Source organism: Parviterribacter kavangonensis (genome assembly GCF_056863335.1).
In genome coordinates this window covers 20,482-44,967 of record NZ_JBXPJA010000002.1, presented here as the reverse complement: position 1 = coordinate 44,967, position 24,486 = coordinate 20,482, and the positions used below count along the sequence as shown (strand labels likewise).

Below are 24,486 nucleotides of genomic sequence, written 5' to 3'. Positions count from 1 at the left end.
TTCATCCGAAGAGCTCCGCGATGACTCCGAGCGTCGCGACGTCGGCGCGCTCGACCAGCACCACGTCGACGACCGACTCGCGCCACATCTCGAGGTCGTGACGCAGCCGCGCCACGCAGCCCACCAGGGCGACCTCGTCGATCAGCTCGGTGGGGACCGCCGCGGCGGCGCCGGCGTGATCTCCCGCCGCCCACCGCTCCTCGACCGCACGAACGGCGCGTCCGAAACCCATCCGCGCCGCGGCGTCGGCGTGGAAGTTCATCTTCGCCGCGCCCATCCCGCCGAAGTACCGCGCGTACCACGGCCGCAGCGCGTCCAGCGCGCGGGCGCGATCGTCGGTCACGATCACCGGCAGCGTGGCGGCGACCTCGAAGCGCTCCGGCGTCGACCGCGCGCCCGGCCGGGCGAAGCCCTCGGCGAGCGCGCGCCGATGGTGCTCGTCGTGACGCGGCGCGTAGAACAGGGCCAGCCAGCCGTCGCACAGCTCGGCGGCGAGAGCGACGTTCTTCGGCCCCTCCGCGGCGAGGTAGATCGGCAGCTCGGCGGCGAGTGGCGGCATGCCGATCTTGAGCGGCTTCCCGAGCCCGGTCCCGCCGGGGAAGGGCAGGCGATACCGCTCGCCGTCGAAGGAGACGGGCCGCTCCCGCGCCACCACCTCGCGGATCACCGCTACATACTCCCGCGTCCACTGCAGCGGTGACGTGAAGTCCCGGCCGTACCACCCCTCGACGACCTGCGGGCCCGAGATGCCCAGGCCGAGCACGAACCGTCCGCCGCTCAGATGCCCGAGGCTCATCGCGGCCATGGCTGTCGCGGTGGGTTGGCGCGCGCTCATCTGCACGATCCCGGTGCCGAGCCGCACGCGCTCCGTCGAGGCGCCCCACCACGCGAGCGGCGTCAGCGCGTCGGCGCCCCAGGCCTCGCCCAGCCAGACCGAGTCCAGGCCAAGGCGATCGGCCTCGGCGACCACCGCCGCCTGCGTTGCGGCCGACCGGCCGCCCCAGCCGCCGAGGTGGACGCCCAAGCGCATCGGCGTCTTGGCAGATCCCGCAGGCGGCCGTCAGCGCGCCTGCCACACGGGAGCGCGCTTCTCGACGTAGGCGCGGGGGCCTTCGCGGAAGTCCTCGGTGGCGAAGAGCGGCTTGAGCTCTGAGTTGCCGATCCGCCACGCGTCCGGCTCCTCGGCGACGAGCGCGCGCAACAGGATCCGACGCGAGGCCTGCACGGCGAGCGGAGCGTTGGCGCAGATGCGCAGCGCGAGCGCGCGAGCGCGCTCGACGGCTTCTCCGTCCTCGCACAGCTCGTTGAGAAGGCCGAGCTCGTACGCACGCTCGGCCCCGATCGGGTCGCCGGTGAGCGCCATCTCCATCGCGATGTTCTTGGGGATCGCTCGCGGAAGCCTGAAGAGCCCGCCGGCGGCGGCGATCAACGAGCGCTTGACCTCGGGCAGCCCGAAGCGCGCCGCGGTGGAGCCGACGATCAGGTCGCACGTGAGCGCGATCTCGCAGCCGCCGGCGAGCGCCGGACCGTTCACCGCCGCGATCATCGGCTTGGTTCGCTCGCGGGCGACGAAGCCCGCGAAGGAGCCGCGCTTCGTGGTCACCGACATGGGGTCGCCGGCGGCGACCGCCTTGAGGTCGGCGCCTGCGCAGAACGTCGTGCCCGCTCCTGTGATGATCCCGACCCAGGCGTCGTCCTCGCTCTCGAACCGGTCGACGGCGGCCTCGATGCCGCGCGCCATCTCGCCGTTGATCGCGTTGCGCGCCTCCGGCCGGTTCAAGGTGATGACGACGACGTGGTCGTCCTTCTCGTAGCCGATCATCGCCCGACGAACTTCCCGGGACGCCGCTCCTTGAACGCGGCGGTCGCCTCGAGGAGATCCTCCGTGGCCATGCTCATGCGCTCAAGCTGGAGCGAGAGCTCGAACACCTCGCCGGCCCGGTGCGCGAGGCCGCGGTTGAGCGCCTGCTTGGTCCCGCGCACGGCGAGCGGTGGCAGCGCCGCGATGCGAGCGGCGATCGCGCGGGCGGCGGGCAGCACGTCGTCCGGCTCGTCGACGAGGTCCGTGATCATGCCGAACGCGTAGGCGTCCTCCGCCGACAGCGGATCCCCGGTCAGCAGATGGCGCCGCGCACGGAGCGTCCCGACGTTCGCGGGCCACACGAAGCAGCCGCCGTCGCCGGCTACCAGGCCCATCCGCACGTGAGGATCGGCCAGCTTCACGTTCCTCGAGGCCACGGCCGCGTCCGCGGCGCCGATGAGGTTCGAGGCCAGGCCCATGGCGGCTCCCTGCACACCCATGACGATCGGCACCGGGAAGTCGACGAACTGGTTCATCAGCAGCCGGCCCTCCTCGACCATGTGCAGCTGGCGAGGGAAGTCCTGCTGGACCGCCCGCATGAACTCCGTGTCGCCACCCGCCGAGAACGCGCGGCCGGTTGATACGAAGACCAGCACTCTCAGATCGGTGCGCGCCGCGAGCAAGGTCAACGCCTCACGCAGATCATGGTGCAGGTCCTCGTCGATGCTGTTGAGAACGTCTGGACGGATGAGCGTCAACTCGCCGATCGCATCGTCGATCGTGATGCGCAGCGTCTGGGTTTCGAGGACCGCTTCCATAGGACGATCCTAACCGATCTTCAACAGCTTGTCACTAGTCGGATTGACTGTCAGTGAGTCACTACGGCAGAGTCGGCATCAGCCGTCGACGGCGCTCGACGGTTCGGGTGAGCGCCCGAGCTTGCGCACGTTCTCCCGCAGGCGCGGGAGGACGTAGTCCGCGAGGTACTGAATCCGCGGCTTCGTCAGCTCGAGCGGTTCGTCCGGCCCGCTGCTGGCCATGAAGTGCACGTCCTCGATGAGCGGGAAGCGCTCGATGAGGGCGGTGATCTCCTTGACGGTCGTGTCGCCGTCCCAGACGATGTACGCCCCGAAGTCGACTGCCTCCTGGAGGTTGTCGAAGTACCCCCGGTCGAAGTACTGCCGGTCGATCAGGTCATTGCAGTACTTGAGCGCGAACTCGCCGTGCTCCGCGATCTCCCTCTCAGGGTCCTCCGCGATCAACGACTGCTGACCGGCGCACACGGTGCCCTGCTTGCCCAAGCGCTCGAGCTCGTCGACGTAGACCTGGATGCTGTCGTTGTGGGCTGACAGGAAGCCGTCGCCGATGCGCGCGACCCGCTGGATCGCGACCTCGGCCTGACCGCCGATGCGGATCTTCGGCGCGCGCTCGGGCACCGGCGTGATCGAGACCTCGGGGACGGTGAAGCGCTTCCCCTCGTAGGAGAACCGTTCGCCTGTCAGCGCAAGGCGGGCGATGTTGACCGCGTCGACGAGGAGGCTCGGGCGGTTTTTCATGTTGACCCCGAAAGCCTCGAACTCGAGAGGGAAGTACCCCATCCCGATGCCCAAGTCGTAGCGCCCATTCGACAGCACCTGCACCATCGCCGCCTCCTCGGCGAGCCGGAGCGGGTGAAGCAGCGTGGCCAGCATCACGTTGCTGCTGATCCGGATGTGCTTCGTCCGCATGGCGATGGCGGCGGCCAGGAGTTGCGGTGACGGCGCGTGATCCCCCTCGAAATGATGCTCGGCCAGCCAGATGGAGTCGAAGCCGAGCTCCTCGGCCCACACCATGTGGTCGAGGATCGCGGCCCAGTGGGGCTCGTACTTCTGCAAGGCCGGGTCGGGGTTCGTTGCGCGATCGCCCTGCATGTACGGATAGATCAGGCCGAAGTTCGTCCCGCAGTGCTCCGTCATCGAGGCTTCCTCTCTGTGGTCATGGTTGAACGACCCTCACGCGGCCATCTGGATCCGGGAAGCCGTCGCGAGGCTGTCAAGTGACTCCAGGTCGACCATCGCCTGAGCGATCCGCGCGATGTTCGTGCGGCAGATCTCGTCGGTCTGCATGTCCGGCACGGAGTGGTCGTCGCCGTCCTCGGCGTCCGGCTTGGCGCCGAGCGGGAAGAGCCACCAGGCCAGCGCGTGGAACGGCTGCTGCCGGTACGTCAGCCACGCCGACTCGAAGTCGGGTGCCCGTACCCCGCGCTCACCGAGATGGCCGAGGTAGATGCGAACCAGGTCGCGCTCCCATGCACGGCGGTCCTCGGTCGTCAGCGCCGAGCTCAGCGCGTACACGACGTCGAGGGCCCAGCTGCCCTTGACCAGGCAGTGCCAGTCGAAGAGGCCCATCTGCCCATCGGGCGTGGCGAACCAGTTGCCGAGATGCGTGTCCGCGTGCGCGAGCGTGAGCGGCCCCTCCGCGTGCAGGTCGAACGAACGCAGCGTCCCCGGGAACAGCTCGTCGCGCCGCGCGAGCAGCTCGGCCGGCATCACGTCGGCGGCACGATCGATCCCTCGCCCGTACCCGCCCTCGAAGCCGACGGCCTCGAGCGCGGCGTAGAACTCCCGGCTCGTGCTGAAGCGCGCGAGCTCCCCGGCGAACGCCGCGCTGTTCCAGAAGGGCGCGTGAAGCGCGGCGAGCTCGCGCATCTGGCTCTCGGCCATGCCGCGGTCGACGTAGAGCTCGCCGGCGCCGCCAAACCGCGCCGCGCGTGTCCGGGCAACGTCCTCCAGAAGCAGCATCGAGCGGCACGAGAACCGGTTGAACGCCGCGTGGTAGGCGCGCGGCCCCAGCATGTCCAGCCCGGGCCTGAGGCGCCCGTAGAAGACGCACTCGTTGGCAGCGGCACCTTGGATGCCGGTTACCACGCGTGACTGGAACGTCTCCGCCGCCTTCGTGAAGACCGTCGGCGGGAGTCCCGCGTCGCGGCCGGCGTCGTCGTAGGTCACGCTGAGCAACGAGCGCGAGGTGGATCCGATCGTCTCGCCGCCGCGCCGGAACTCGACGACCTCCGCCCCCGGCGCGTCCTTGCAGAGCGCGGCCGTCAGCCACTCCCGCGTGAGGGCTGCCGACGACGGCGGCACCTGCATCAGCCGGGTCGGCCTGGGCTGCAGCGCCTCTTCCAGCTTGACGTTCGCTGCAATCGTAGCCAGCCGCACGCTCGCCCGCTTTCGCGCTACCCAGCTGCTCACGGCGCGTCGTGCTCTTGCTTGCCGCCCAGACGGGGTAACAGTCGCTGACATGTCGTTAGACGTCTGACGGGACAATTGAAACGTAGACACCTGACATCCGCGGCTGCCCGCGGAGGCGGTCGTAGTCGACGGTGGTGTCGAGGAGCCGCCCGACGTTGGAGCGTGCGCGCAAGGATCGTCGTCCTCCGGAAGCGCGCCGAACGCGTGCGTCATCGACACCGTGCCCCGCCGCAGTGTCGGGTCCTCTTCGACGAACGCATGCACGGACGCACGTGCCGAGCAGATCTCGACGAGCTGCCCGGCGCCGACGCGCAGCTGCAGCCAGTCGTCCGGATGCATGCGAACCGGGTTGTGCCGGGGCCGGTTCTCCGGATAGCCGAGACCGGGCGTGGTTGATCACGTGCGCGGTACGCCGGCAGAGAAGCTGGAACGGGTAGTCGCCATCGCCGGTGCGGTCGCGCACCAGCTCCTCGCCCAGCTCGGCGATCATGTCGGGACTCCCAACGTCCAGCCGGGCCTCCCAATCGGGATCCTTCGGCGCCACGGTCGCCGGGGGGTCGTCGTAGAGGGCGCCGCCGGCGTGGCTCCTGACGACGTCCAAGGGCACGCGCGACCCTCGGTGGACCAGATCGAGAAGCTCCTCGGACGTCGGCGTGCGCTGCATGTCGAGCGCGACCGGCTGCGCGATGGTCGCCGCGCTTCCCGCCGGCAGGACCTCGATCGTCAACCCCAGTTCTCGAGCCAGCAGGTACAGGAGCTCCCACTGCGGGATCACCTCCGACCCTGTGGGCGGCTCGACGATCGCCGCGGTGTACTGACCGTACGACCGGCGATATCCCCAACCGACGGCGAACTGCCCGATGAAGTCGCCCAGCGCAGACGTGGACGGCAACTCGAGCGGCAGCCTGCACGCGATGACGTAGTCGGCCAGCCGCGCGGTCGGTGACATCCATATGTCGGTGTGCACCAAGAGGTCCAGCGCCTTCAGCGCTTCGACCGTCCTCAGTTGGTCCGGCCAGGCGGTGGCCGGGCTCCCGCCGAGGCTGAGCAGCGCGCGGATGCGCGGGCCGTCGTCGGCGAGCATCTCCTCTGCCAACCCGGCGGTCGGCGCGCCGGCGAGCGAGAACGGGAGGTCGCGAGACCGCAGGCGTTCGCCTTCGACGACAGGTGGGAACGGCGGGATGGCCTGTGCCTTGGGTTCGGTCACGATCGAGGGGAGGAGCGTTGCCAAATGAGGCACGACATCGCCGGCGCGTGACCACTGTCCGCAGATCGTGTTCAGGGACAGGAGCAGGTACTCGAACAGCGTGCCCCGGCCGGCCATGCCAGGACCGGTGCCGGAGGTCGCATACGCGCGTCGTGCGCGGCCGAAGAGCCGAGCCGCCTCGACCAGCGCGTGCGCGGGGATCCCGGCACGAGCAGCGGCGTAGTCCGGCGTGAACGCGTCGACGGCGCGGCGCAACGCATCGACGCCGTCGACGTTCTCGTGCACGTAGCCGCGGTCCTCGAGCTGCTCGTCGAGGATCACCCGGATGATGGCGGCCATGATCGCGACGTCCTCGCCGGCCTTCGGCTGGAGGTGCAGGTGGGCCTTCCGCGCGAGTTCGGTGCGCCGCGGGTCGATCACGACCAGCTTGGTGCCCCACGCCGCGAAGTCGCGAAGGAGCTGCGCGGGCGAACCAAGCCGCCCCTGGTGGCTGACCGCGGGGTTCGTGCCGACGAGGAGCGCGACCTCAGGGCGCTGAAGGCTGCGATCGGGAGCCATCCACATGCCGTGGAGGGCCTTGGAGAGGATCTTGCCGGGCTGGTCGAGGCTGAACGCCGAGAACACCATCGGCGACCCGATCGCGCGCATGAACCCGTCGCCGACAGGCACGTGGGCGACGTACTCCTGCGCGAAGTACGTGCCGAAGTACATCGCGAGCGCGCGCGGCCCGAACTCGTCGCGGAGACTCGCGAGGCGGCCGGCGATCTCCCCGACGGCCTCGGCCAGCGGGATGCGCGTGAACGACCCGTCCTCCATGCGCTTGACCGAGTGAAGAAGCCGCGCGGGGTCCTCGTACGCCTTCCACTGGTTGACACCCTTCGTGCACCGATATCCCGCGTAGATGGGGTTGTCGGCGTCACCACTGATGCCCGTGAGTCGACCGTCGGTGGTGTGGACGTCGATGCTGCAGAAGTTCGAGCAGACGCGGCAGATCGACTTGTGCACCGCTGCGGCCTCCATCAGCTTGCGACCGCTTCGCCCGCGAGGATCGACAGAAGCTCGTCGGGCGCCTCCAGCGGCGGGAGATGCCCGACACCGGCGAGCTCGACGTAGCGTGCGTGAGCGATGAGCTCGGCGAGGCGGCGTCCGTTGGCCACGTCAAGCAGCCGGTCGTCCGTGCCGTGCACGATCGTCGTCGCCGCCGTGATGCTGCGCAACCGGTCCGCGTGGCCCCAGCCGTTCGCCGCGCGCAGCTGATTCAGCAGCCCGGCCCTGGGCGTCGGGCGCTCCGCCGTCTGGCGGGCAAGCTCGGCGACGGCCTCGGGGCTGCCTGCCGCGAACTCGGCGGCGACGGCCTTCGCCCAGAAGCGGGTGAAGAACGCCTCGAGCGTCTCGTTCCGCGCGGGCGGGCGGAGCATCCCGACGAACAGGCTCGAGTTCGACATGACGTACGCGGGAGCCGGCGGCCGGGTCGCCACGAGCACGAGGCTGTCCAGCCGGTCCGCGTGCCGCAGCGCGAACTCCTGGGCGATCATCCCGCCCATCGAGATCCCCAAGACGGTCGCGCGGTCGAGCTCGAGGTCGTCGAGCACCGCGGCCACGTCGTCGGCCAGATCGGCCATCGTGAACGGCGTCGGCGCGAACCGCGAGTAGCCGCTGCCGCGGTTGTCGATCCGGATCACGCGGAAGTTGCGCTCGAGCTCGCGGACCCACGCCCGCGGCCAGGCGATCCCCGAGGCGCTCCAGCCGTTGATGAGCACGAGCGCCGGCCCACGGCCACCGTCGCGCGCGAAGACGTCGGGCTTGCGGCGCCGCGTCATGCGCCCGCGGCCGCGGCCACGTCGTTCGCGACGCCGATCGCGTCGATCGAGCCGGCGCGCGCGTCGACCTCGTGCGCGAGCACGACGAGGTCGTGGACGTTCCCGTCGCGATCGCGGATGTGGTCCTTGAGGAGAGCCTCCGGCGCGAACCCGATCGATGTGAACATCGCGATGTCGCCCTCCTTGTCGGCGACCACCTCCACGACGATCTTCGCCAGCCCGAGGCGCAACGCCTCGGCGAGGCCGTGCCGCGCGAGGCGCCGACCGAGGCCCCGGCCGCGGTGCGCCTCCGCGACCACCAACCGCAACTCGCCGACGTGGGCGCTCCACAGCGCGCCCCGGCTGACGCTCAGAAGCCCGACGGGCTCATCGTCAGCCACGAGCATCCACCGCGGTGTCTGATCGTCGCGACACCACCGGTCGACGGTGTCGTCGTCGATCTCCTCCTTGAGGAAGGTCAGATCGCGCTCGGGCAACGCGCGCAGGAAGCGCGCGAGCACCTCGGTGTCCTCCGGCGTCAGGGGTCGAAGCTCGGTCAGTTGCTGCGTTCGTTCAGCCACTCGATGATCCTTGGGACGGTTATCCGGGAGGCCTCGCGTCCGGCGGCCAGGCCGATGTGGCCGGCCGGGATGCGAAGCTCGCTCACGTCCGTGCCGCCGGTGAGCGCAGTGAGGGGTTGCGAGGCGCGCGGCGGCACGACGTAGTCGTGCTCGGCCATGACGTTCAGCAGTGGACAGGTGATGTCCGCCAGGTCGACGACGCGGCCGCCGACATGCACGCGGCCGCTGAGCAGCTGGTTCTCGCGGAGGAGGATGTCGACGATCTGACGCGCCACCGCGCCGGGCAGCGCCACCTGGTCGCCAACCCACCCTGCCATCGCCTGGTAGCTGTCGACGAACTCGTCGTTCCAGAGGTGCTCCCAGAGCATGGCGTACTTGGAGATGTCCGCCGTGGGACGCAGCGTCGCGAATCCGCGCATCAGCACGGCGGCCGAGACGTTGCCCGTCTCGTCGATGAGGTCGTCGACCTCGAGCTGACGCCGCGCGAGCGCGGTCATGATGCCCTCCTGCGTGCGCATGTCGGCGGGGGTGGCCATGAGGACGAGGTTGCGGACCGGGATCTCGGGATGGCCGGCGAGGGCCAGCGTCGTGAGCACGCCGCCGAAGCAGTAGCCGAGGATGTCGACCTCGTCGCTCTCGGCTACCTCCATCGCACGCTCCAGCGCCCGCGGGAGGTAGTTGTCGACGTACAGCTCGAGGTCGTTGCCGGCATCGACGGCATCGGGCTCGCCCCAGTCGAGCAGGAACACGTCGTACCCCGCATCGAGCATCTGCTCGATGAAGCTCTGGCCGCGCTTCAGGTCGAGGATGTAGGCCTTGCTGATGATGCTCCAGACGATCACGAGCGGCGGCCGGCGCGTGCGGTTCTCGCTGACGCAGCGCAGGAGCTGCGCCTTCCCGCGCCGCCACACGACGGTCTTCGGCGTGACGCCCGTCGTCGAGTGGCCGCCGCCGCGGAGGACCTTGATGCCGTTGCGCGCCCGGAACAGCGAGCGCTGCGCCTCGCGGCGGATCGCGTCGATACGCGAGGTGTCGACCGCGGACGACATGTCACCGGTCGGTGCTGCGGCCCTTGCCCGCGTTCCTCTTCGCGCTCGCGCGGGGTGCCGGCGCCCGGACGCGGGAACGCTGCTCGTCCTCAAGGCGCTCGCCGATGTCGCGCAGGCGAGCCTCGATCGCGGCGAGCTGCGCGCGCATCTTGCGCACGTCGCTCGCGGTGGCCATGTTGTACTGGTGCAGCAGCCACGTGCTCTGCTTCTCGACGCGGCGCCGCAGGCGGACCTCGAGCCGCGTCAGCGTGGCGACCGTGTCGGCGAAGACGTTCGTGCGGACGACGGCATTGGCCGACGGCGTGATGCGCCCGTCGATGCCGTCCACGACCGGACGCCACCACGGGCGCCCCGGCTTGCTCTTCGTCTTCCCGTTCCTGGTGCCCGACGTCTCTGCGCTCATCGCTTCCGTAGCTCCCTCTTAAGAACTTTGCCGGTGCCCGTCCGGGGCAGGCTGTCGACGAACACGACGTCGCGCGGCGTCTTGAAGCGCGCCAGCCGGTCGTGCACGTGCTCCTTGAGCTCCTCGCCGTCAACGGCGGCGTGCGGCGCACGCACGACGAACGCCCTGAGGCGCTGGCCGAACTCGGCGTCGTCCACGCCGATGACGGCGGCCTCGGCGACCGCCGGATGGCTGCCCAAGACCTCCTCGACCTCGGCTGGGAACACGTTCTCCCCACCCGAGATGATCATGTCGTCCTCACGGCCGTCGATGAACAGCCGACCTGCTCCGTCGAAGTGCCCCAGGTCGCCGGTCACGACGAGGCCGTCGACGCTCTCCTTGCCGTCCCCGCCGGTGTAGCCCTCCATACGGAGCGCGCTGCCGACGACGACGCGACCGGTGACGCCGGGCGGCACATCGCGCCCCTCGGCATCCACGACGCGGACGATCGCTCCCGGCCCGGGCCGCCCCGCCGTACCCGGGGCCTTGCGCAGGTCCTTCGGGTAGCCGACCGTCGCGAAACCTGACTCGGTCGAGCCGTAGACGTTGTACAGAACGTCGCCGAACCGGTCCATGAACCGCCCGGCGAGGTCACCGGACAGCGCGGCGCCGCCGCAGAGCACGACGCGCAGCGACGACACGTCGTAGCACTCGGTGACCCGGCGCGGCAGCGCGAGGATGCGCTCGAGCATGATCGGAACGACGACGAGCACGCGTGCCCGGTTGGCCGCGATGTCGGCGAGCACCTGCTCGGCGTCGAAGCGCGGCCGGACGACGACCGTGGAGCTGAGCGCGAGCGACAGGCTTGAACCGAAGAGCCCGAAGCCGTGGAAGAGGGGTGCCGCCACCACCGCGGTGTCACCGGAGAGGAGCGGCACGCTCGCAACGACGCTCGCGCCGGCGGCTACGCCGCCCACGCCCGTCCGGCCCGCGCCCTTCGGCCGACCCGTGGTACCCGAGGTGAGGACGACAACACGGCCGGGCCGCGGCGGGGGCCGGAGCGGCCGGCGGTCGCCGGCCTCTGCCGCGGCGCGCAGTTCGTCCTCCGCCACGATGGCCGGAGCGTCGACGCCCTCCACGAGCGACTCGAGCGATGCGTCGTGGGCGAGCAGGTCGATCCCCTCGTCGTCGACGACACCTGCCACCTGGGGCGCCGAGAAGTGCGTGTTGAGGTAGACGAGGTTCGCCCCCAGCTTCTGCGCGGCATGCGCCGCGTCGAAGAAGAAGCGGCCGTCGCGACAGAGCACGCCGACCGTCGTGCCGGGCCCGATCCCGCGGTCGCGCCAGGCCCGAGCCACGCCGTTGCTGCGAGCGTCGAACTCCGCGAACGTGAGCGACCCCTCGTCGTCCACGAGCGCCGTTCGCCGGGGATGTCGTGCGGCGGCGGCCATGACCGCACCGACGGGGTGCGCGCGCCAGCGCAGCCACACGGGGAGCATTCGCGCTATCCCCGCGTATGCGCCGACCGTCGGCGGGTTCGCGAGCAGCATGCCCGCAGCCGCCTCGTACTGCGCGATCGCTCGGCGACGCCGAGCCTGCAACCCGAGCGTCAACGGCCGAGCCAGGGCAATGGCGGAACTCTCGCTCAGCGGGCTCACAGGATCCGCGTCTCACGATCGGCCCAGTACTGCTCCCGGAGCTTGGCCTTGTACAGCTTCCCGGTTGGCAGTCGTGGCAGCTCGTCGGTGAAGTCGATCGAGCGCGGCCGCTTGTACGCGGCGAGGTGCTCCCGCGCGTAGGCGATGAGCTCGGCCTCGAGCTCGTCGCTCCCCTCGCTCCCGGGCCCGAGCTGGACGACGGCCTTGACCTCCTCGCCCATCTCCGCGTTCGGGACGCCGATGACGGCGACGTCCTCGACGCTCGGGTGGGCGATCAGGCAGTCCTCGATCTCCTGCGGGTAGATGTTGACCCCGCCCGAGATGATCATGAACGAGGCCCGGTCGGTGAGGTACAGGAACCCGTCCTCGTCGAGGCGGCCGACGTCATCGAGCGTCATCCAGTTCGGATGTTCCGGATGACGCGACGACTTCGTCTTCTCCTTGTCGCCGTGGTAGTCGAACGTCGCCCTCGGCTGCTCGAAGTAGACGCGTCCGGCCTCTCCGGTCGGCAGCTCGTTGCCCTCGTCGTCGCAGATGTGCACCTTGACGCCGAGCGGGCGCCCTACGGTGCCCGGCCGTTCGAGCCAGTCCTTCGGCGAGACGTAGGTGATGCCGGGACCCTCAGTACCGCTGTAGTACTCATGCAGGACGGGGCCCCACCAGTCCATCATCGCCTGCTTCACGTGGCGCGGGCACGGTGCCGCGGAGTGGATGGCGACGCGGTGGCTGCTGAGGTCGAAGCCTTCGCGTTCTTCGTCGGTCAGCTTGAGGAAGCGAACGAACATCGTGGGCACCCACTGCGAATGCGTCACGCGGTGCTGCTCGATCGCGCGCAGAGCATCGGTCGGTTCGAACTTCCGCAGCATCACCACCGTCCCGCCGAGCGCGAGCGTCGCGGTCGAGAACCCCATCGGGGCACCGTGGTAGAGCGGCGCCGGTGAGAGGTAGACGCTGTCGTCGTCGAAGCGGAAGACCTTGGCGAGGAAGTCGACCAGCTGCGGCCCGTCCGCGATGGTCTTCCCCGACAGGGGCCGCAGGATGCCCTTCGGCCGGCCGGTCGTCCCCGAGCTGTAGAGCATGTAGTCGCCGATCGGGCCGTCCGGGTCGAACGGCGTCGTGTCGGCGGTCGTCAATGCCTCCTCGTACGAAGCGAAGCCCTCGGCCGTCCCGTCGACCATCAGCCATCGCGAGCATCCGTTCACCTCGGCCGGCAGCTGGCCGGCCATCTCGGCCAGCGCCGACGATGCCACCACGACGTCGGCGCCGCTGTCGTTGAGGACGTACGCCGCCTCGTCGACCGGCGCGTACCGGCTGACGGTCGTCACGTACAGGCCCGCCTGCAGCGCGCCCCAGACGATCTCGAAGAACCGGATGTGGTTCTCGAGCAGGATCGCGGCGTGATCACCGGGACCCAGGCCGTAGGACTTCAAGAGCCGGCCGAACCGCGTTGCGCGATCGGCCAGCTCCGCGTACGAGAGGGACTCGCCGCTGGCGAAGTCGACTATCGCCGTCTTGTCGGGCGACAGAGCCGCCCAGTGCGTGGGATACATCGCTCACTCCTGAGAGGCGAAGCCGAGACCTCTCGGAGTCTAGCGTTGATAAGACGACACGTCAACTAATGATCAGACCGTCAGGGACGAGGGCTGCTTGGCCAGTGAGTCCAGCGACTTGAGGTCGTTCATCGCGTGGCCGATCCGAGCGACGTTCTCCTCGGTCAGATCCTCCGGCTGCATGTCGGGTTGCATCTTGCTCGGCGTCAGAGTGATGAGCCAGAACGCCCATGCGTGGAACATCTGCTGCCGATAGGCCAGCCACGCGTCGTCGAACCCGGGCGCGTCGACACCCTTGTCGCGAAGGAGCTCGAGGTACTTGCGGAGGAGGTCTTCCTCCCACTCGCGGCGATCCTCGACCGTGAGCGCGCTGGACATCGCGTAGGCGAAGTCCAGCGCCCAGCTGCCACGCGTCATGCAGTGCCAGTCGAGGATGCCCATCCTGCGGTCGCCGGTCATGTACCAGTTGCCGATGTGCACGTCGGAGTGCAGCAGCGTCGGGACGCCGGTGAGGTTGATCTCCAGTGACCGCATGAGCCCCGGGAAGAACTCCGTGCGCCGGTCCAGGAGCTCTGACGGCAGGCGATGTGACGCCTTCTCCATGGCAACCAGGCATCGCTCCTCGAATGGCACGCCCGCGTTGACGTTCTGCTGCCACGTCAACGCCGGAACGAGCCACGGGAAGTCCTGCTCCCACCGGGGGTAGTTCCAGTACTTGGCGTGGTACGTCGACATGACGTCGAGCTGGCTCTCGGCGAGCTGGCGGTCGACGTACAGCGTCAATGGATTCCCGAACGTCGCGCCCTTGGACGTCGCGACGTCCTCCAAGAGGAGCAGGGACCGGAACTTGTCCGCTTCGATGCCGCCGTAGTACGACAGCGGGGCCTCCATGTCGAGGCCAGGACGCATGTCCCGGTAGTAGTAGATCTCGGCGGCGTCCGCGCGGGTGAAGCTGAGGAGCAGCCGCGCGCGCCACTCCTCCGACGCCTTCGAGTACAGGCGATTGGGCAGCCCGGCCTCACGCCCGGCCGCGTTGTACTCGACCTGCACGAGGTGCCGCGTCGACGAGCCCTGAGTCCTGTCACCGAGCTGCATGCTTTCCACGCGCGCGCCCGGGACGTCCTTGCAGAGCACGTCTGTGAGCCACTCCTCCGTTATCGCCGCCGTCGAGTGCGGGACCTGCGCCGCGCGCGTGACGCGGCGCCGTCGCGCCCGCTCGCCCGCCATGATGCGCGCGATGCTCGCGGTACGGCCGGCGATCATCTTCGTCTGAGCCCAGTCCATCTTGATCACTCCCCTCCCGCCGAGGCGACTGCGCCCTCACGCAGCCGTGGCAGAACCTCGTTCGCCAGAAACTCCACGCGCGGGCGCGTGGACTCGAGCGGCTCTCCGGGGCCGCTGCTCACCATGAAGTGGACGTCCTCGACGATCGGGTGGCGCTCGAGCAGCGCGCCGATCTGCTCGACCGCCGTCGGACCGTCCCACACGGTGTAGAGGCCGGACTCGACGGCCGCCTTCGCCGTTTCGAAGTGCGGCAGGTCGTAGAGGCCCCGGTCGAGCGTGTCGTTGACGTACCGCAGGATGTAGGGCTCGAGCTCCGCGATCGCGCGCTCGGCGTCCTCCGCGACGACCGACTGCTGACCGCAGCAGACGGTTCCGGTCCGTCCGAGGCGGTCGAGCTCGTCCACGTACGCGTCGACATGGTCGTTGAACGCTGCGAGGAAGCCGTCGCCGATCCGCGCCGCACGCTTGATCGCGACGTCGACGAGCCCGCCGATGAGGATGCGCGGCGGCGTCGTCGGGGCCGGCGTCACCGCGACAGCGGGAACTTGGAAGCGCTTGCCGTCGTAGCTGAAGGGCTCGCCCGTCCATGCCCGCCGCATGATCTCGACGCCGTCCTCCAGGAGGCTCGGCCGGTTGCGGATGTTCACTCCGAGGGCGTCGAACTCGATCTGGTGGTACCCCATCCCGATTCCGAGGTCGTAACGCCCGTTCGACAGGACCGAGACCATCGCCGCCTCCTCGGCGAGACGGATCGGGTGGTAGAGAGGCGCCAGCATGACGTTGCTGCTGATGCGTACGCGCTGGGTCCGCTGCGCCAGCGCCGACGCGAGGATCAGCGGCGACGGCGTGTGGGTGTCGAAGTGGTGCTCGGTCAGCCAGATCGAGTCGAACCCGATCTCCTCCGCCCACACCATGTGGTCCAGGATCTCGGCGTAGTGCACCTCGTTGGCCTTGCGAGCGGGATCGGTCGTCGTCGTGCGATCCCCGTCCATGTACGTGTAGATCAACCCGAACCGGGTCGGCGCTCTCTCGCTCATCCATCCGCTCCCATCTTTCCCCCGGCGGGCCGGCCCCGGCTGTTCGCCGGGGCCGGCCGGACCGATCTCAGCCGGTGACCTGCCAAGCCGTCTTGTAGACGTTCTTGAAGTCGGGCGGGTTCATGAGCTCCGGCGACTTGTTCTCCGGCGTCATGACCCGCATCGACGCCGTGGGCGGGTTGTCGCCGAGGTCGTCGCCGTTCGCCATGCGGGCGAAGGCGTCCACCGTGCGCCACTGGTGCGCGCGCTCACCGGCTGCCGCAGCGATCAGCTCCGTGCCGATCAGGTTGACGTCGCGCTCGCTGAACGGGAACGAACCGACGACCTTGACCTGGTCGGCGACTCCGGCCGACTTCAGCTTCGGGTAGACGCCGACGAACAGATCCAGCGTGGAGTACAGGAGGTACTCGACGTCGGGGTTCCGCTGGAGGAAGCTCACCGTCGTCGCGGCGTTCTCCGCCGGTGGCCGCGCGAAGCTCAGCTCGAGCCGCTTGATCGTCGACCCCTCTCCGTTCTTCTTGAGGTTCTCGTCGATCGCGTCCGCCGGGACCGTGAGCACCTCGAGCGACGGATCGAGGGCGATCGCCATCTTCGTCTTCTTGCCGGCGTCCGCGAGGGCGATGTCGCTCATCAGCGTCGACACGGACGTGAGCGTCGGCGCACACTGCGTGCAGAAGTCCGCGCCATAGCTCTCCACCGCGCCGGTGACGTTGACCTTGATCCCAGCCTTCTGCGCCTCAGCCACCAGCGGCTTGACGAGCGGCCCGAAGATCGCCGTCATCGACATGTAGTCGGGCTTGCTCCTGATGGCGGCACGCGCGGCGCGTGTGAAGTCCTCGGGGCCCTTCGTGATGTCGTAGTCGAAGCGCTTGTAGCTCCAGCCGAGCGCCTTCAGCGGCTCCTCCATCTCGCCCGGGTTGCAGGTCGGAACGGTGCAGTTGACGTGCGCGACCGTCTTCCCGGCCTCCGGCTTCTTCGACAGCGCGGGGACCTCAAACTTCTGGTCGCCCGAGTACTTCTCGACCTCTGCGCGGGCGGCAGCAATGCCGCCCGAGGCGTCCGTGGTCGCCTCTGCAGTGGTAGTGGGCGGGGTGGCGCCGCCGCCCTCGTCGTCGTCATCGTCACCACAAGCGACCACACCGAGGGCGGCGATCAGGCAGACGACGAGCACAGCGAACTTGTCCTTCATGAGGCTCCTCCGCTCACAGGATGGGTCGCCGACCGACGGTGATGCAGCTGTGCGACCCTGACGGCGTGAACCCTAACTTGCTGTCAGCGAATTGGCAAGCCATTATTCTTTAGCGATGCGTCAGACCCGCCGCCGAGTCACGTTCTCGCGCAACGTCACGCTCTCGCTGTCGAGGACGTGCGTATCGCATTGCAAGTACTGCGCGTTCCAGACGCACAAGCCGCACCTGCACGCGCCCGACGAGGTTCTCGCGCTCATCGACCGCGCGGCGCGGCGTGGGGTCAAGGAGCTGTTGGTGTTGACCGGCGACGAGCCCGGCCACCATCCCGGCGTCCGCGCCCGGCTCGCTTCGCTGGGCTTCTCCGATTTCGTCGCCTATGTCGTCTGGTGCTGCGAGCGCGCTCTGGAGCGCGGGCTGCTGCCGCACACGAACCTCGGAGCGCTGTCTCGCGAAGATCTGGCCCGTCTGCGCGAGGTCACGGCCTCGCAGGGCCTGATGCTCGAGTCAGTGCGCTCGGACCTCGTCGCACACCAGGGGTCGCCGACGAAGGACCCTGCTCTGCGGCTCGAGACGATTCGCGCCGCGGAGGAGCTGCGGATCCCGTTCACGAGCGGGATGCTCGTCGGCATCAGCGAGACCGAGGAGGACCGCGTCGCCACGCTGGAGGCGCTCGCCGGGTTCTCACACCTGCAGGAGGTCATCCTCCAGAACTTCGTTCCGCACCGTCGGTACTACGGCGAGGAGCCAGCCGACATCGCGAGCCGGGCCGCGGAGGAGTACTGGCGCACGGGGCTCAACGCGCCGCCGGACGTGGACGCACCCGGGTGGGCGTCGCCGGTCTCCCTCGATGACGTCGTTCGGCTCATCGGCACCGCTCGCGAGATCCTGGGGCCCGACGTCGGCATCCAGGTTCCGCCGAACTTGTCCGAGCATTGGCCCGAGCTCGTGAAGGCCGGTGCGACCGACCTGGGCGGCCTGAGCGCGAACGGCGACCACATCTCGCCGGAGCATCCGTTCCCGTCGCCGCACCAAGTGCGCAAGCGCCTAGCCCTTGACGGCATCGCGCTGACCGAGCGGCTGTGCGTCTACCCCCAGTACATCGACTCGGATTGGGTCGCCCAGGGTGTGCTGGATGTGATCAAGACGAAGTACTGGTCGTTCATCCCGCGGCGGGGTTCCGGGCGCACCGAGGCTCGCGCCATCCGCCGTGAGCTGGTCGGTCCGGCGATCGAAAAGGCGCTGCAAGACGAACGACTCACCGAGGATGAGCTGACCGCCATGTTCGCCGAGACCCGCCCCGAGGCGGTCGAGGACATGCGTCAGGCCGCAGACTCCTTGCGCGCAGACCTCGCGGGCGACGAGGTGACGTTCGTCGTCAACCGCAACATCAACATCTCCAACGTGTGCATCGTCGGATGCGCGTTCTGCGGCTTCGGGCAGGGCAAGCGCTCGCCCGACGCCTACGAGCACTCCGAAGAGGACTTCCGCGCGCGCGTGCGCGATGCCGTCGCCTACGGCGCGACGGAGCTGTGCATCCAATCGGGCATCCACCCCGACTGGACGATCGACGACTACCTGCACTGGCTCCGAGTCGCCGAAGACGAAGCCCCACACCTGCATCTCCACGCTTACAGCCCGATGGAGATCGACCACATCGCGCGGCTGAGCGGGCTGCCGCTCGACGAGGTGTTCGCGCGGCTGCGCGACGCCGGCCTCGGCTCGACGCCCGGCACGGCGGCCGAGGTGCTGCACGACGGCGTGCGCGAGCGCATCAGCCCCAACAAGCTCCCCGTCCAACGATGGATCGAGGTCATCGAAGCCTCCCACCGAGCCGGCCTGCGCTCCACCAGCACCGTCATGTTCGGCCACATCGAAGAGCCGTGGGAGCTCGCCGAGCACATGCGTGTCATCAGAGACCTGCAGGAGCGCACCGGCGGCATCACCGAGTTCGTCCCCCTGAGCTTCATCCCGTTCCACACCCTCCTCGGGCGCACCCACGGCGTCGAGGAGATCAGCCGCGATGAGAACCTCAAGCACACCGCGGTCTTCCGCCTTGCCCTCGGCCGTTCGATCAAGAACATCCAGGCCAGCTGGGTCAAGATGGGCCTCGACGCCGCGACCGAAGCGCTCAGGTGGGGTGTCAACGACCTCGGCGGCACCCTCATGGAAGAGTCCATCAGCCGCCTGGCCGGCAGCTACCACGGCGTCAAACTCGACCCACCGCAACTCATCGACGCCGCCCACCGCGCCGGCCGCCCCGCCGCCGAGCGCACGACGCTCTACGACATCCGCCGCCGGTTCCCCGTCGAGATCGCGGCATGAGCTTTCGGCTCGACCGCGAGATCGTGGCCGTCGCGCGGCAGCTCCCGAAGCGGGGGTGGAGCATCGGCACCACGGGGAACGTCAGCGCGCGGGACGGCGAGACCGTTCGCATCACGCCGACGCGTCGCGCGCCCGATCGCATGAGGCGCTCCGACCTCGTGCGGGTCCGCCTCGGATCGCTCGACCCCGGTTATGCGGCATCGCTCGAGTGGCGGCTTCACATGGCGATCTACCTCAAGCGGCCGGACGTCGGCGCCGTCGTCCATGCACACGCGCCGTGGGCGACCACGTGGAGCTGCGTCGCGTCCGTCCTTCCGGATCTCGAAGAGGCGGCCTACTACTCGATCGGCACCGTACGCACGGCCCCGCATGGACCTGCCGGCTCGGCCGAGCTGGCCCGCCGCGCCGTCGAGGCGCTGGGAGGCTCCAGCGCGGTGCTGCTCGAGCGCCATGGGCTGGTCGCCGTAGGGGAGACGCCGCGCGCGGCGCTTACCATCGCCGCGGCAGTCGAGTTCCAGGCGCGCGTCGCGTGCCTCGCTGCGCAAGCACGTCGCTGCGCCTGCGCGGACGAGCACAGGCTTCACGGCGCGATGGACGTCGAGCAGGCTCTCTAGGACGGCGGATCGACCACGACGCCACCGTCCGGCGTCGTCACGCCGAAGATCTGCGCGTACCACGACTGCGCGATCGCATCGATCCCCGCGCGCCGGTCGAGGTCGAGCCCGCGGATGACCATGTGATACGTGAAGTACTGGAGCTGGAGGTCCATCGCCGCCGCCCGGGCACGGGCCTCCTTGCGGCTGACTGGCAGGCCGCGCTGCTTGCGCGCCGATGAGATCGCGTTCGCCAGGCCGTCGACGCGCCGCCGGATCTGGTCGTCGCTGATCGCCTGCACTTCGGGATCGTTGATGTCGCCCTCGAGCCATGCCCGGCCGAGCAGCCGGTTCGTCTCCCACGTCTTCACGAACGCGCCGATCCACTTTCGCAGCCGGTCCACCGTCAGAACCTCCAGGCCGCTGATGTCGCTGTGCAGCAGGTCCGCGGCCTCGCCGTCGCCATCCGCGAGGAACGCCTCGGTCACCAGCTGCGCAAGAGCCTCGCCCTTGGAGAAGTACAGGTAGAACGTCCCGCGGCTCGTCCCGGCGCGATCCGCGATCTCCTCGATGGTGGCCGCGTATCCCGACTCCTCGAACGCCTCACGCGCACCATCCAGAAGCGCGCGGCGCGTCGACGCCTTCTGCCTTTCGCGCAGCGTCGGTCGACGCCGTGCTGTGCCAGCCTCGCCCGTCGCGTCTGCCGGGACCGAGACCTCGGTGTCTTCTGCCATGAGTCGCCCTCTCTGAGAAAGCCGTCCAGTAACTGGCTCGGCGTCAAAGATACGACTGTAATGCAGCGAACAGACTGAAAGCGAGTAGACGTCCCCTCAGACCTCCGCGAACGCGTCAAGCGCGTCGAGGTCGTCGATCGCGGTAGCGATGCGGTGGATCCACGTCATCGTCGTGGCCGCCGGCTGCATGTCGGGCATCGTCCCCTCGAGCGGCGTCAGCGTCGCCGTCCACCAGGCCAGGGCGCCGAGGAGCTGCTGCCGATAGGCGACGAGCGCGTCGTCGAAGGACACGGCCGGCGCGCCATGAGCGCGGAGCCGCTCGAGGTAGTACGCGAGAAGGTCGCGCTCCCACGCCCGGCGCTGCTCGACCGACATGGCCGTCGCCATCGCGTAGGACACGTCGCGGGACCAGTGGCCGACACAAACGCAACCCCAGTCGCTTAACCCCATCCGGCCGTCGGGCGCCCGGTACCAGTTCTTCAGATGCACGTCACTGTAGATCAGCGTGGCGGGGAGGTCCGCGTGGCGGGCCACGCTGGCGTTCGTCTTCCCAGATCTCCGACGCCCGGCGGAAGAGGCGAGCCGGAATGACCTCTTCGGCGGCAGCGAACCCGTCGTTCGTCGCCCGCTCCATCCCGAGGCCGCTTGCGCTCTGCCAGAACCGCGGCCACGTGATCATCCGCAGCTTGTCGCCCGTGAGCGCGGGTCGCCGCCGAACCTGGCGTGCATGCGCGCCAGGAGGTCGAGCCGGCTCTCGACGTCCTCCGCGCCCACCACAGTCGCCTCGTCGCAGAAGGTGACCTCGCCTGCGATGTCGTCGAGCACGATGATCATGGCGAACGACCCCGGGTCGTACGCGGCGTGGCGCGCGGTCGATGCCTCGATGTCGAGGAGCGGCCGCAGCTCGTTGTAGAACGTGACCTCGGCGTGTGCTGCGCCCGAGACCCCGAGGAGGAGGCGGTTCGGAAGGGACATCGCCGCTTTGCAGAAGACGGACCTCGGGAGGCCGGCGCGCGTCCCGGCTTCGTTGTACGTGAGCCTGATGCGGCGACGGTTGCTGCTGCCGTCGTCCGGATCGTCCAGCGCGACCGCCGTCACCTCGGCGCCGGGAACCTCGGCGCAGAGGATGTTCGACAGCCAGGCGGGCGTGATGGCCTCGTAGCTGGCCGGGACGTCGTCGCGCCGTTGTACCGGCCCGCGGTCCTCTTCGTTGTAGGCGGCGGTGATCCGCTCGATGACGTCTTGCATGTGGCTACCGCAGATCGGGTGGCGTCACCGGGTCGGCGCCGGCGCGTCCTCGTCCGCCCACGGGTTGTTGGTCTCGCTGAGGTTGCGGTCCGCGCGGGTGACGCGCAGCGGGCGCGTGTACGACGGGTCCGTTCGATCCTGGGAGAACGGGTGCACCAGCGGCGCGGTCTGCTCCATCGTCTCAGGCTCGCTCCACCACTCGACTATCGTGACGCGATCGACGATCCCCCAGGACCCATCGCGGCGTTCGAGGCGGTCGAGATAGCGGCCGCCGCCCATCGTGTGGCCCCAATCGGCCTTGTTCCCGCCGATGACGGTGACGTACGTCTCCACGTGCGCCTCGTCGCCGTCGACATCGATCGACATGTTGGTGAGCAGATGCTGATGCCCGCGCAACCCGGAGTCGTGGAAGGCGTTCGCCCACTCGACCATCTCGGGCGCCGAGCCGATGAAGACGGCGTGGTCGTCCCGCGCGCCCGCGTGGAAGGCCGATAGCGCCAGCTCGATGTCGTGGCGATCGTAGCCACGCGCGACGCGGGTGATGCATTCGGCGATCTCCTGCTTGTCGAGGAGCAGGGCGATGCGCTCTTCGTGGCGCATGGGCACCTCCGATGACCGGTTGGCGGAGCCGCCGACTTTAGACACGCTGCCAAGTATTGTCCAGTCCGTCACTCGAACAGGAGCTCAGCCATGAGCGAGCCACTCGATCAGTTCCTACACCTCGAGATCGTCCATCCCGACCCCGACGCGGCCGCTTCGTTCACCCGGGAGGTCTTCGGGGCGAAGATCGTCGAGACGAAGACCGCCGCCCAGATCGAGAGCCTCATGCCGGGGATGCGGCTCGTCCACACGCTCGCCGGGAACGTCGTGTTCCAGTTCATCCGTCCGGCGCCCGGGATGGAAAGCTGGAACGAGCAGCTCGAGCGCGAGGGCCCGAGCCTCCACAACGTCACGTTCACCACCGGTGACATCGATGCGCTGCGCGAGGCTCTCGAGCAGCGCGGCGCCGCGATCATCGCCGAGTTCCCCGAGGTCGACCTCCGGGCGACCGGCATGCCCGGCCGGCCCTTCACGACGCTGATCGTCGATGCGCGGGAGCAGATCGGCCTCCGGCTCGAGCTGCTGGACTCGGGCAGCGGGTGGCCGCCCGGCGGCGAGGCGCCGTGATGAGTGGGGCGGGCCGCCGGACGGCGCCCCGCCCCTTACCCATCAGGCGCTGGCGACCGACGTCGCCGACGCCGCGGCCGAGCCCTCCGCTTCGCGATCCCACGTATCGGGCGTGATGCCGGCGTCGCGCAGGACGTGCTTGGTCACCTTCTGCGTGGGCGTCATGGGCAGAGCGTCGATGAAGCGGACGTAGCGCGGGACCATGAACTTCGGCATCCGCGACGACAGGAACTCCACGAGCTCGGCGCCCTGGAGCGACTGGCCCTGCTTGCGTACGACGATGACCATGACCTCCTCCTCGCCGGTCTTGGCGGGAACGCCGATCGCGGCGACCATCTCGACGGCCGGGTGCTGGCCCACGAGGTTCTCGACCTCGAGTGACGAGATGTTCTCGCCGCGGCGGCGGATGGCGTCCTTGAAGCGGTCGACGAAGTAGTAGTTGCCCTCCTCGTCGCGGCGGAACCCGTCCCCGGTGTGGAACCACCCGTTGCGCCACGCGCGCGCCGTCGCCTCTGGCATCCCCCAGTAGCCGGCGTTGAGCGTCCACGGCTCGTCGGTCCGCACGATGAGCTCGCCGGTCGCTCCGACCGGAACCTCGTAGTCGTGCTCGTCGACGATCCGCACGTCGCAGCCCGGCCGCTGCTTGCCGGCGGAGGCGGGGTCCCTGATCTCCCAGCGCTCGCTTGCGATCGGCACCGAGGTCTCGGTCATGTTGAAGATCGTGCCAACACGAACGCCGAAACGCTTCTCGAAGTCGCGCAGGTCGGGGATCACGGGCACCATGCCGACGAGGCGCAGCGGAGTCGACGCGTCGTCGTCCGTCTCGGGCCTGACCATGAGCATGCGCGCCATCCCGCCCAGGAGCAGGCCGAACGTGCAGTTGTGCTCGGCGACGACGTCCCAGTAGTCCGTCGAGGAGAACCGCTCACGGATGACCGCCCTGCCGCCGCTCTGGAGCATCGCGAACAGCGGGATCTTCGCCGTCACGTGGTAGAACGGGAACGGCAAGAACAGCGTGTCGTCCGGGCCGAGCTCGGGGAGCGGCGTGCACCACCGCGCGGTCTCCTGGAGCTGCGCCCACGGGACCATGACCCCCTTCGACCGGCCGGTCGTGCCCGACGTGTAGATGATCGCCGCGATGTCATGGGGCGCGACGGTCGGCAAGTCGTCGGCGGGCGGTCCGGCCGCAAGTTCGCTGGCCTCGATCGTCCTCACGCTCAGCTCCGGCGCGTCGCCCTCCCCGTGAAGGACGATGAGCTCCAGTCCCGGGCACTCATCCAGCACCTCGGCGAGCTGCGCGACGTACGCCCGCTCGATGATGAGGATGCGTGAGCGCGAGTCGTTGATGATGTAGCTGAGCATGTCGCCGCGGTACTGCGTGTTGATCGGTACCTCGACCGCGCGCAGCGCAGCGATGCCCAGCCAGGCCGACACGGCCGAGACGGACGTCGGCAACATCAACAGAACATGGTCCTCCGCCTGAACGCCTTCGCGGCGCAGGCCCGCGGCCCACTGCCGCACCCGTTCGTCAAGCTGGCCGACCGTCGCCGCGGGGCCGTCGGGCTCCAGCAGGAACTCCGCGTCCGGATCGGTCTGCGCGCGGCTGCGCAGCAACTCGGTCATCGGGGTGTATCCGCTCACGTCCAGGCTCCTT

22 protein-coding genes and 2 pseudogenes are annotated in these 24,486 nt (G+C 69.3%); 3 read left to right on the top strand and 21 right to left on the bottom strand.

The genetic code is table 11. The features are described 5' to 3' along the window. Position 1: 1 nt before the first annotated feature. The 16 genes and pseudogenes from AC1UE4_RS15955 to AC1UE4_RS15880 form a co-directional block, all read right to left on the bottom strand. Positions 2 to 1,030 (bottom strand): LLM class F420-dependent oxidoreductase, encoded by a 1,029-nt coding sequence (locus AC1UE4_RS15955; protein WP_482918293.1) that lies wholly within the window; start codon positions 1,028 to 1,030, stop codon positions 2 to 4. A gap of 30 nt (positions 1,031 to 1,060) precedes the next feature. Beyond that, entirely contained in the window at positions 1,061 to 1,822 is a 762-nt protein-coding gene (locus AC1UE4_RS15950; protein ID WP_482918292.1) for a crotonase/enoyl-CoA hydratase family protein, read from the bottom strand. Then, on the bottom strand, positions 1,819 to 2,619 hold the full coding sequence (locus tag AC1UE4_RS15945) for an enoyl-CoA hydratase/isomerase family protein (protein WP_482918291.1): 801 nt from the start codon (positions 2,617 to 2,619) through the stop codon (positions 1,819 to 1,821). Before AC1UE4_RS15945 ends, AC1UE4_RS15950 begins: the two co-directional genes overlap by 4 nt. Positions 2,620 to 2,697: 78 nt before the next feature. Beyond that, on the bottom strand, positions 2,698 to 3,756 hold the full coding sequence (locus AC1UE4_RS15940) for an LLM class flavin-dependent oxidoreductase (RefSeq protein ID WP_482918290.1): 1,059 nt from the start codon (positions 3,754 to 3,756) through the stop codon (positions 2,698 to 2,700). Positions 3,757 to 3,792: 36 nt separating this feature from the next. Beyond that, positions 3,793 to 4,929 carry a phosphotransferase gene (locus AC1UE4_RS15935; RefSeq protein WP_482919038.1) on the bottom strand — a complete coding sequence of 379 codons (1,137 nt, stop codon included), beginning with the start codon at positions 4,927 to 4,929 and terminating at the stop codon, positions 3,793 to 3,795. A 327-nt stretch (positions 4,930 to 5,256) separates the two neighbouring features. Continuing rightward, positions 5,257 to 5,370, bottom strand: a pseudogene (locus tag AC1UE4_RS15930) (hypothetical protein); the annotation flags it as partial. 589 nt (positions 5,371 to 5,959) lie between these two features. After that, a pseudogene (locus AC1UE4_RS15925) lies at positions 5,960 to 7,258 on the bottom strand (molybdopterin-containing oxidoreductase family protein); the annotation flags it as partial. Beyond that, complete coding sequence (locus tag AC1UE4_RS15920) at positions 7,258 to 8,058, bottom strand: alpha/beta fold hydrolase (protein WP_482918289.1); 801 nt, start codon at positions 8,056 to 8,058, stop codon at positions 7,258 to 7,260. The pseudogene AC1UE4_RS15925 and the gene AC1UE4_RS15920, both read right to left, overlap by 1 nt. Continuing rightward, a complete protein-coding gene (locus AC1UE4_RS15915; protein WP_482918288.1) occupies positions 8,055 to 8,618 on the bottom strand; it encodes a GNAT family N-acetyltransferase in 564 nt (187 codons plus the stop codon). The genes AC1UE4_RS15920 and AC1UE4_RS15915 overlap by 4 nt, the downstream gene beginning before the upstream one ends. Further along, positions 8,594 to 9,667 (bottom strand): alpha/beta fold hydrolase, encoded by a 1,074-nt coding sequence (locus AC1UE4_RS15910; RefSeq protein ID WP_482918287.1) that lies wholly within the window; start codon positions 9,665 to 9,667, stop codon positions 8,594 to 8,596. Before AC1UE4_RS15910 ends, AC1UE4_RS15915 begins: the two co-directional genes overlap by 25 nt. A gap of 1 nt (position 9,668) precedes the next feature. Beyond that, positions 9,669 to 10,070 (bottom strand): hypothetical protein, encoded by a 402-nt coding sequence (locus AC1UE4_RS15905; RefSeq protein WP_482918286.1) that lies wholly within the window; start codon positions 10,068 to 10,070, stop codon positions 9,669 to 9,671. After that, positions 10,067 to 11,548 (bottom strand): AMP-binding protein, encoded by a 1,482-nt coding sequence (locus tag AC1UE4_RS15900; protein ID WP_482918285.1) that lies wholly within the window; start codon positions 11,546 to 11,548, stop codon positions 10,067 to 10,069. The genes AC1UE4_RS15905 and AC1UE4_RS15900 overlap by 4 nt, the downstream gene beginning before the upstream one ends. A 155-nt stretch (positions 11,549 to 11,703) precedes the next feature. Further along, positions 11,704 to 13,257: an acyl-CoA synthetase gene (locus tag AC1UE4_RS15895; RefSeq protein WP_482918284.1), complete on the bottom strand. Its 1,554-nt coding sequence runs from the start codon at positions 13,255 to 13,257 to the stop codon at positions 11,704 to 11,706. Between the two features lie 72 nt (positions 13,258 to 13,329). Continuing rightward, positions 13,330 to 14,541 carry a phosphotransferase gene (locus AC1UE4_RS15890; RefSeq protein ID WP_482918283.1) on the bottom strand — a complete coding sequence of 404 codons (1,212 nt, stop codon included), beginning with the start codon at positions 14,539 to 14,541 and terminating at the stop codon, positions 13,330 to 13,332. A gap of 5 nt (positions 14,542 to 14,546) precedes the next feature. Then, complete coding sequence (locus AC1UE4_RS15885; RefSeq protein ID WP_482918282.1) at positions 14,547 to 15,578, bottom strand: LLM class flavin-dependent oxidoreductase; 1,032 nt, start codon at positions 15,576 to 15,578, stop codon at positions 14,547 to 14,549. 67 nt (positions 15,579 to 15,645) lie between these two features. Beyond that, positions 15,646 to 16,767 carry a hypothetical protein gene (locus tag AC1UE4_RS15880; RefSeq protein WP_482918281.1) on the bottom strand — a complete coding sequence of 374 codons (1,122 nt, stop codon included), beginning with the start codon at positions 16,765 to 16,767 and terminating at the stop codon, positions 15,646 to 15,648. A gap of 115 nt (positions 16,768 to 16,882) precedes the next feature. On the opposite strand from AC1UE4_RS15880, the gene cofH reads away from it, so the two are divergent. After that, entirely contained in the window at positions 16,883 to 19,090 is a 2,208-nt protein-coding gene (cofH, locus tag AC1UE4_RS15875; RefSeq protein ID WP_482918280.1) for a 5-amino-6-(D-ribitylamino)uracil--L-tyrosine 4-hydroxyphenyl transferase CofH, read from the top strand. Continuing rightward, positions 19,087 to 19,704, top strand: a complete 618-nt coding sequence (locus tag AC1UE4_RS15870; RefSeq protein WP_482918279.1) for a class II aldolase/adducin family protein — start codon at positions 19,087 to 19,089, stop codon at positions 19,702 to 19,704. The genes cofH and AC1UE4_RS15870 overlap by 4 nt, the downstream gene beginning before the upstream one ends. Here the strand turns inward: AC1UE4_RS15870 and AC1UE4_RS15865 are convergent. From AC1UE4_RS15865 to AC1UE4_RS15850, 4 genes are all read right to left on the bottom strand, one after another. Next, positions 19,701 to 20,417 carry a TetR/AcrR family transcriptional regulator gene (locus AC1UE4_RS15865; RefSeq protein WP_482918278.1) on the bottom strand — a complete coding sequence of 239 codons (717 nt, stop codon included), beginning with the start codon at positions 20,415 to 20,417 and terminating at the stop codon, positions 19,701 to 19,703. The two genes, AC1UE4_RS15870 and AC1UE4_RS15865, sit on opposite strands and share 4 nt — an antisense overlap. A 96-nt stretch (positions 20,418 to 20,513) precedes the next feature. Continuing rightward, positions 20,514 to 20,951 (bottom strand): phosphotransferase, encoded by a 438-nt coding sequence (locus tag AC1UE4_RS15860; RefSeq protein ID WP_482918277.1) that lies wholly within the window; start codon positions 20,949 to 20,951, stop codon positions 20,514 to 20,516. A 141-nt stretch (positions 20,952 to 21,092) separates the two neighbouring features. Beyond that, the gene (locus tag AC1UE4_RS15855; RefSeq protein WP_482918276.1) at positions 21,093 to 21,665 is read right to left on the bottom strand and encodes a hypothetical protein; all 573 of its coding nucleotides are present in this window, start codon (positions 21,663 to 21,665) and stop codon (positions 21,093 to 21,095) included. Positions 21,666 to 21,689: 24 nt separating this feature from the next. Further along, entirely contained in the window at positions 21,690 to 22,265 is a 576-nt protein-coding gene (locus tag AC1UE4_RS15850; RefSeq protein ID WP_482918275.1) for a nuclear transport factor 2 family protein, read from the bottom strand. 90 nt (positions 22,266 to 22,355) lie between these two features. Here AC1UE4_RS15850 and AC1UE4_RS15845 point away from each other — a divergent pair, with 90 nt between their 5' ends. Continuing rightward, a complete protein-coding gene (locus AC1UE4_RS15845) occupies positions 22,356 to 22,832 on the top strand; it encodes a VOC family protein (protein ID WP_482918274.1) in 477 nt (158 codons plus the stop codon). A 42-nt stretch (positions 22,833 to 22,874) separates the two neighbouring features. Here the strand turns inward: AC1UE4_RS15845 and AC1UE4_RS15840 are convergent, their stop codons facing one another. After that, positions 22,875 to 24,473, bottom strand: a complete 1,599-nt coding sequence (locus AC1UE4_RS15840) for an AMP-binding protein (protein WP_482918273.1) — start codon at positions 24,471 to 24,473, stop codon at positions 22,875 to 22,877. Positions 24,474 to 24,486: the final 13 nt, after the last annotated feature.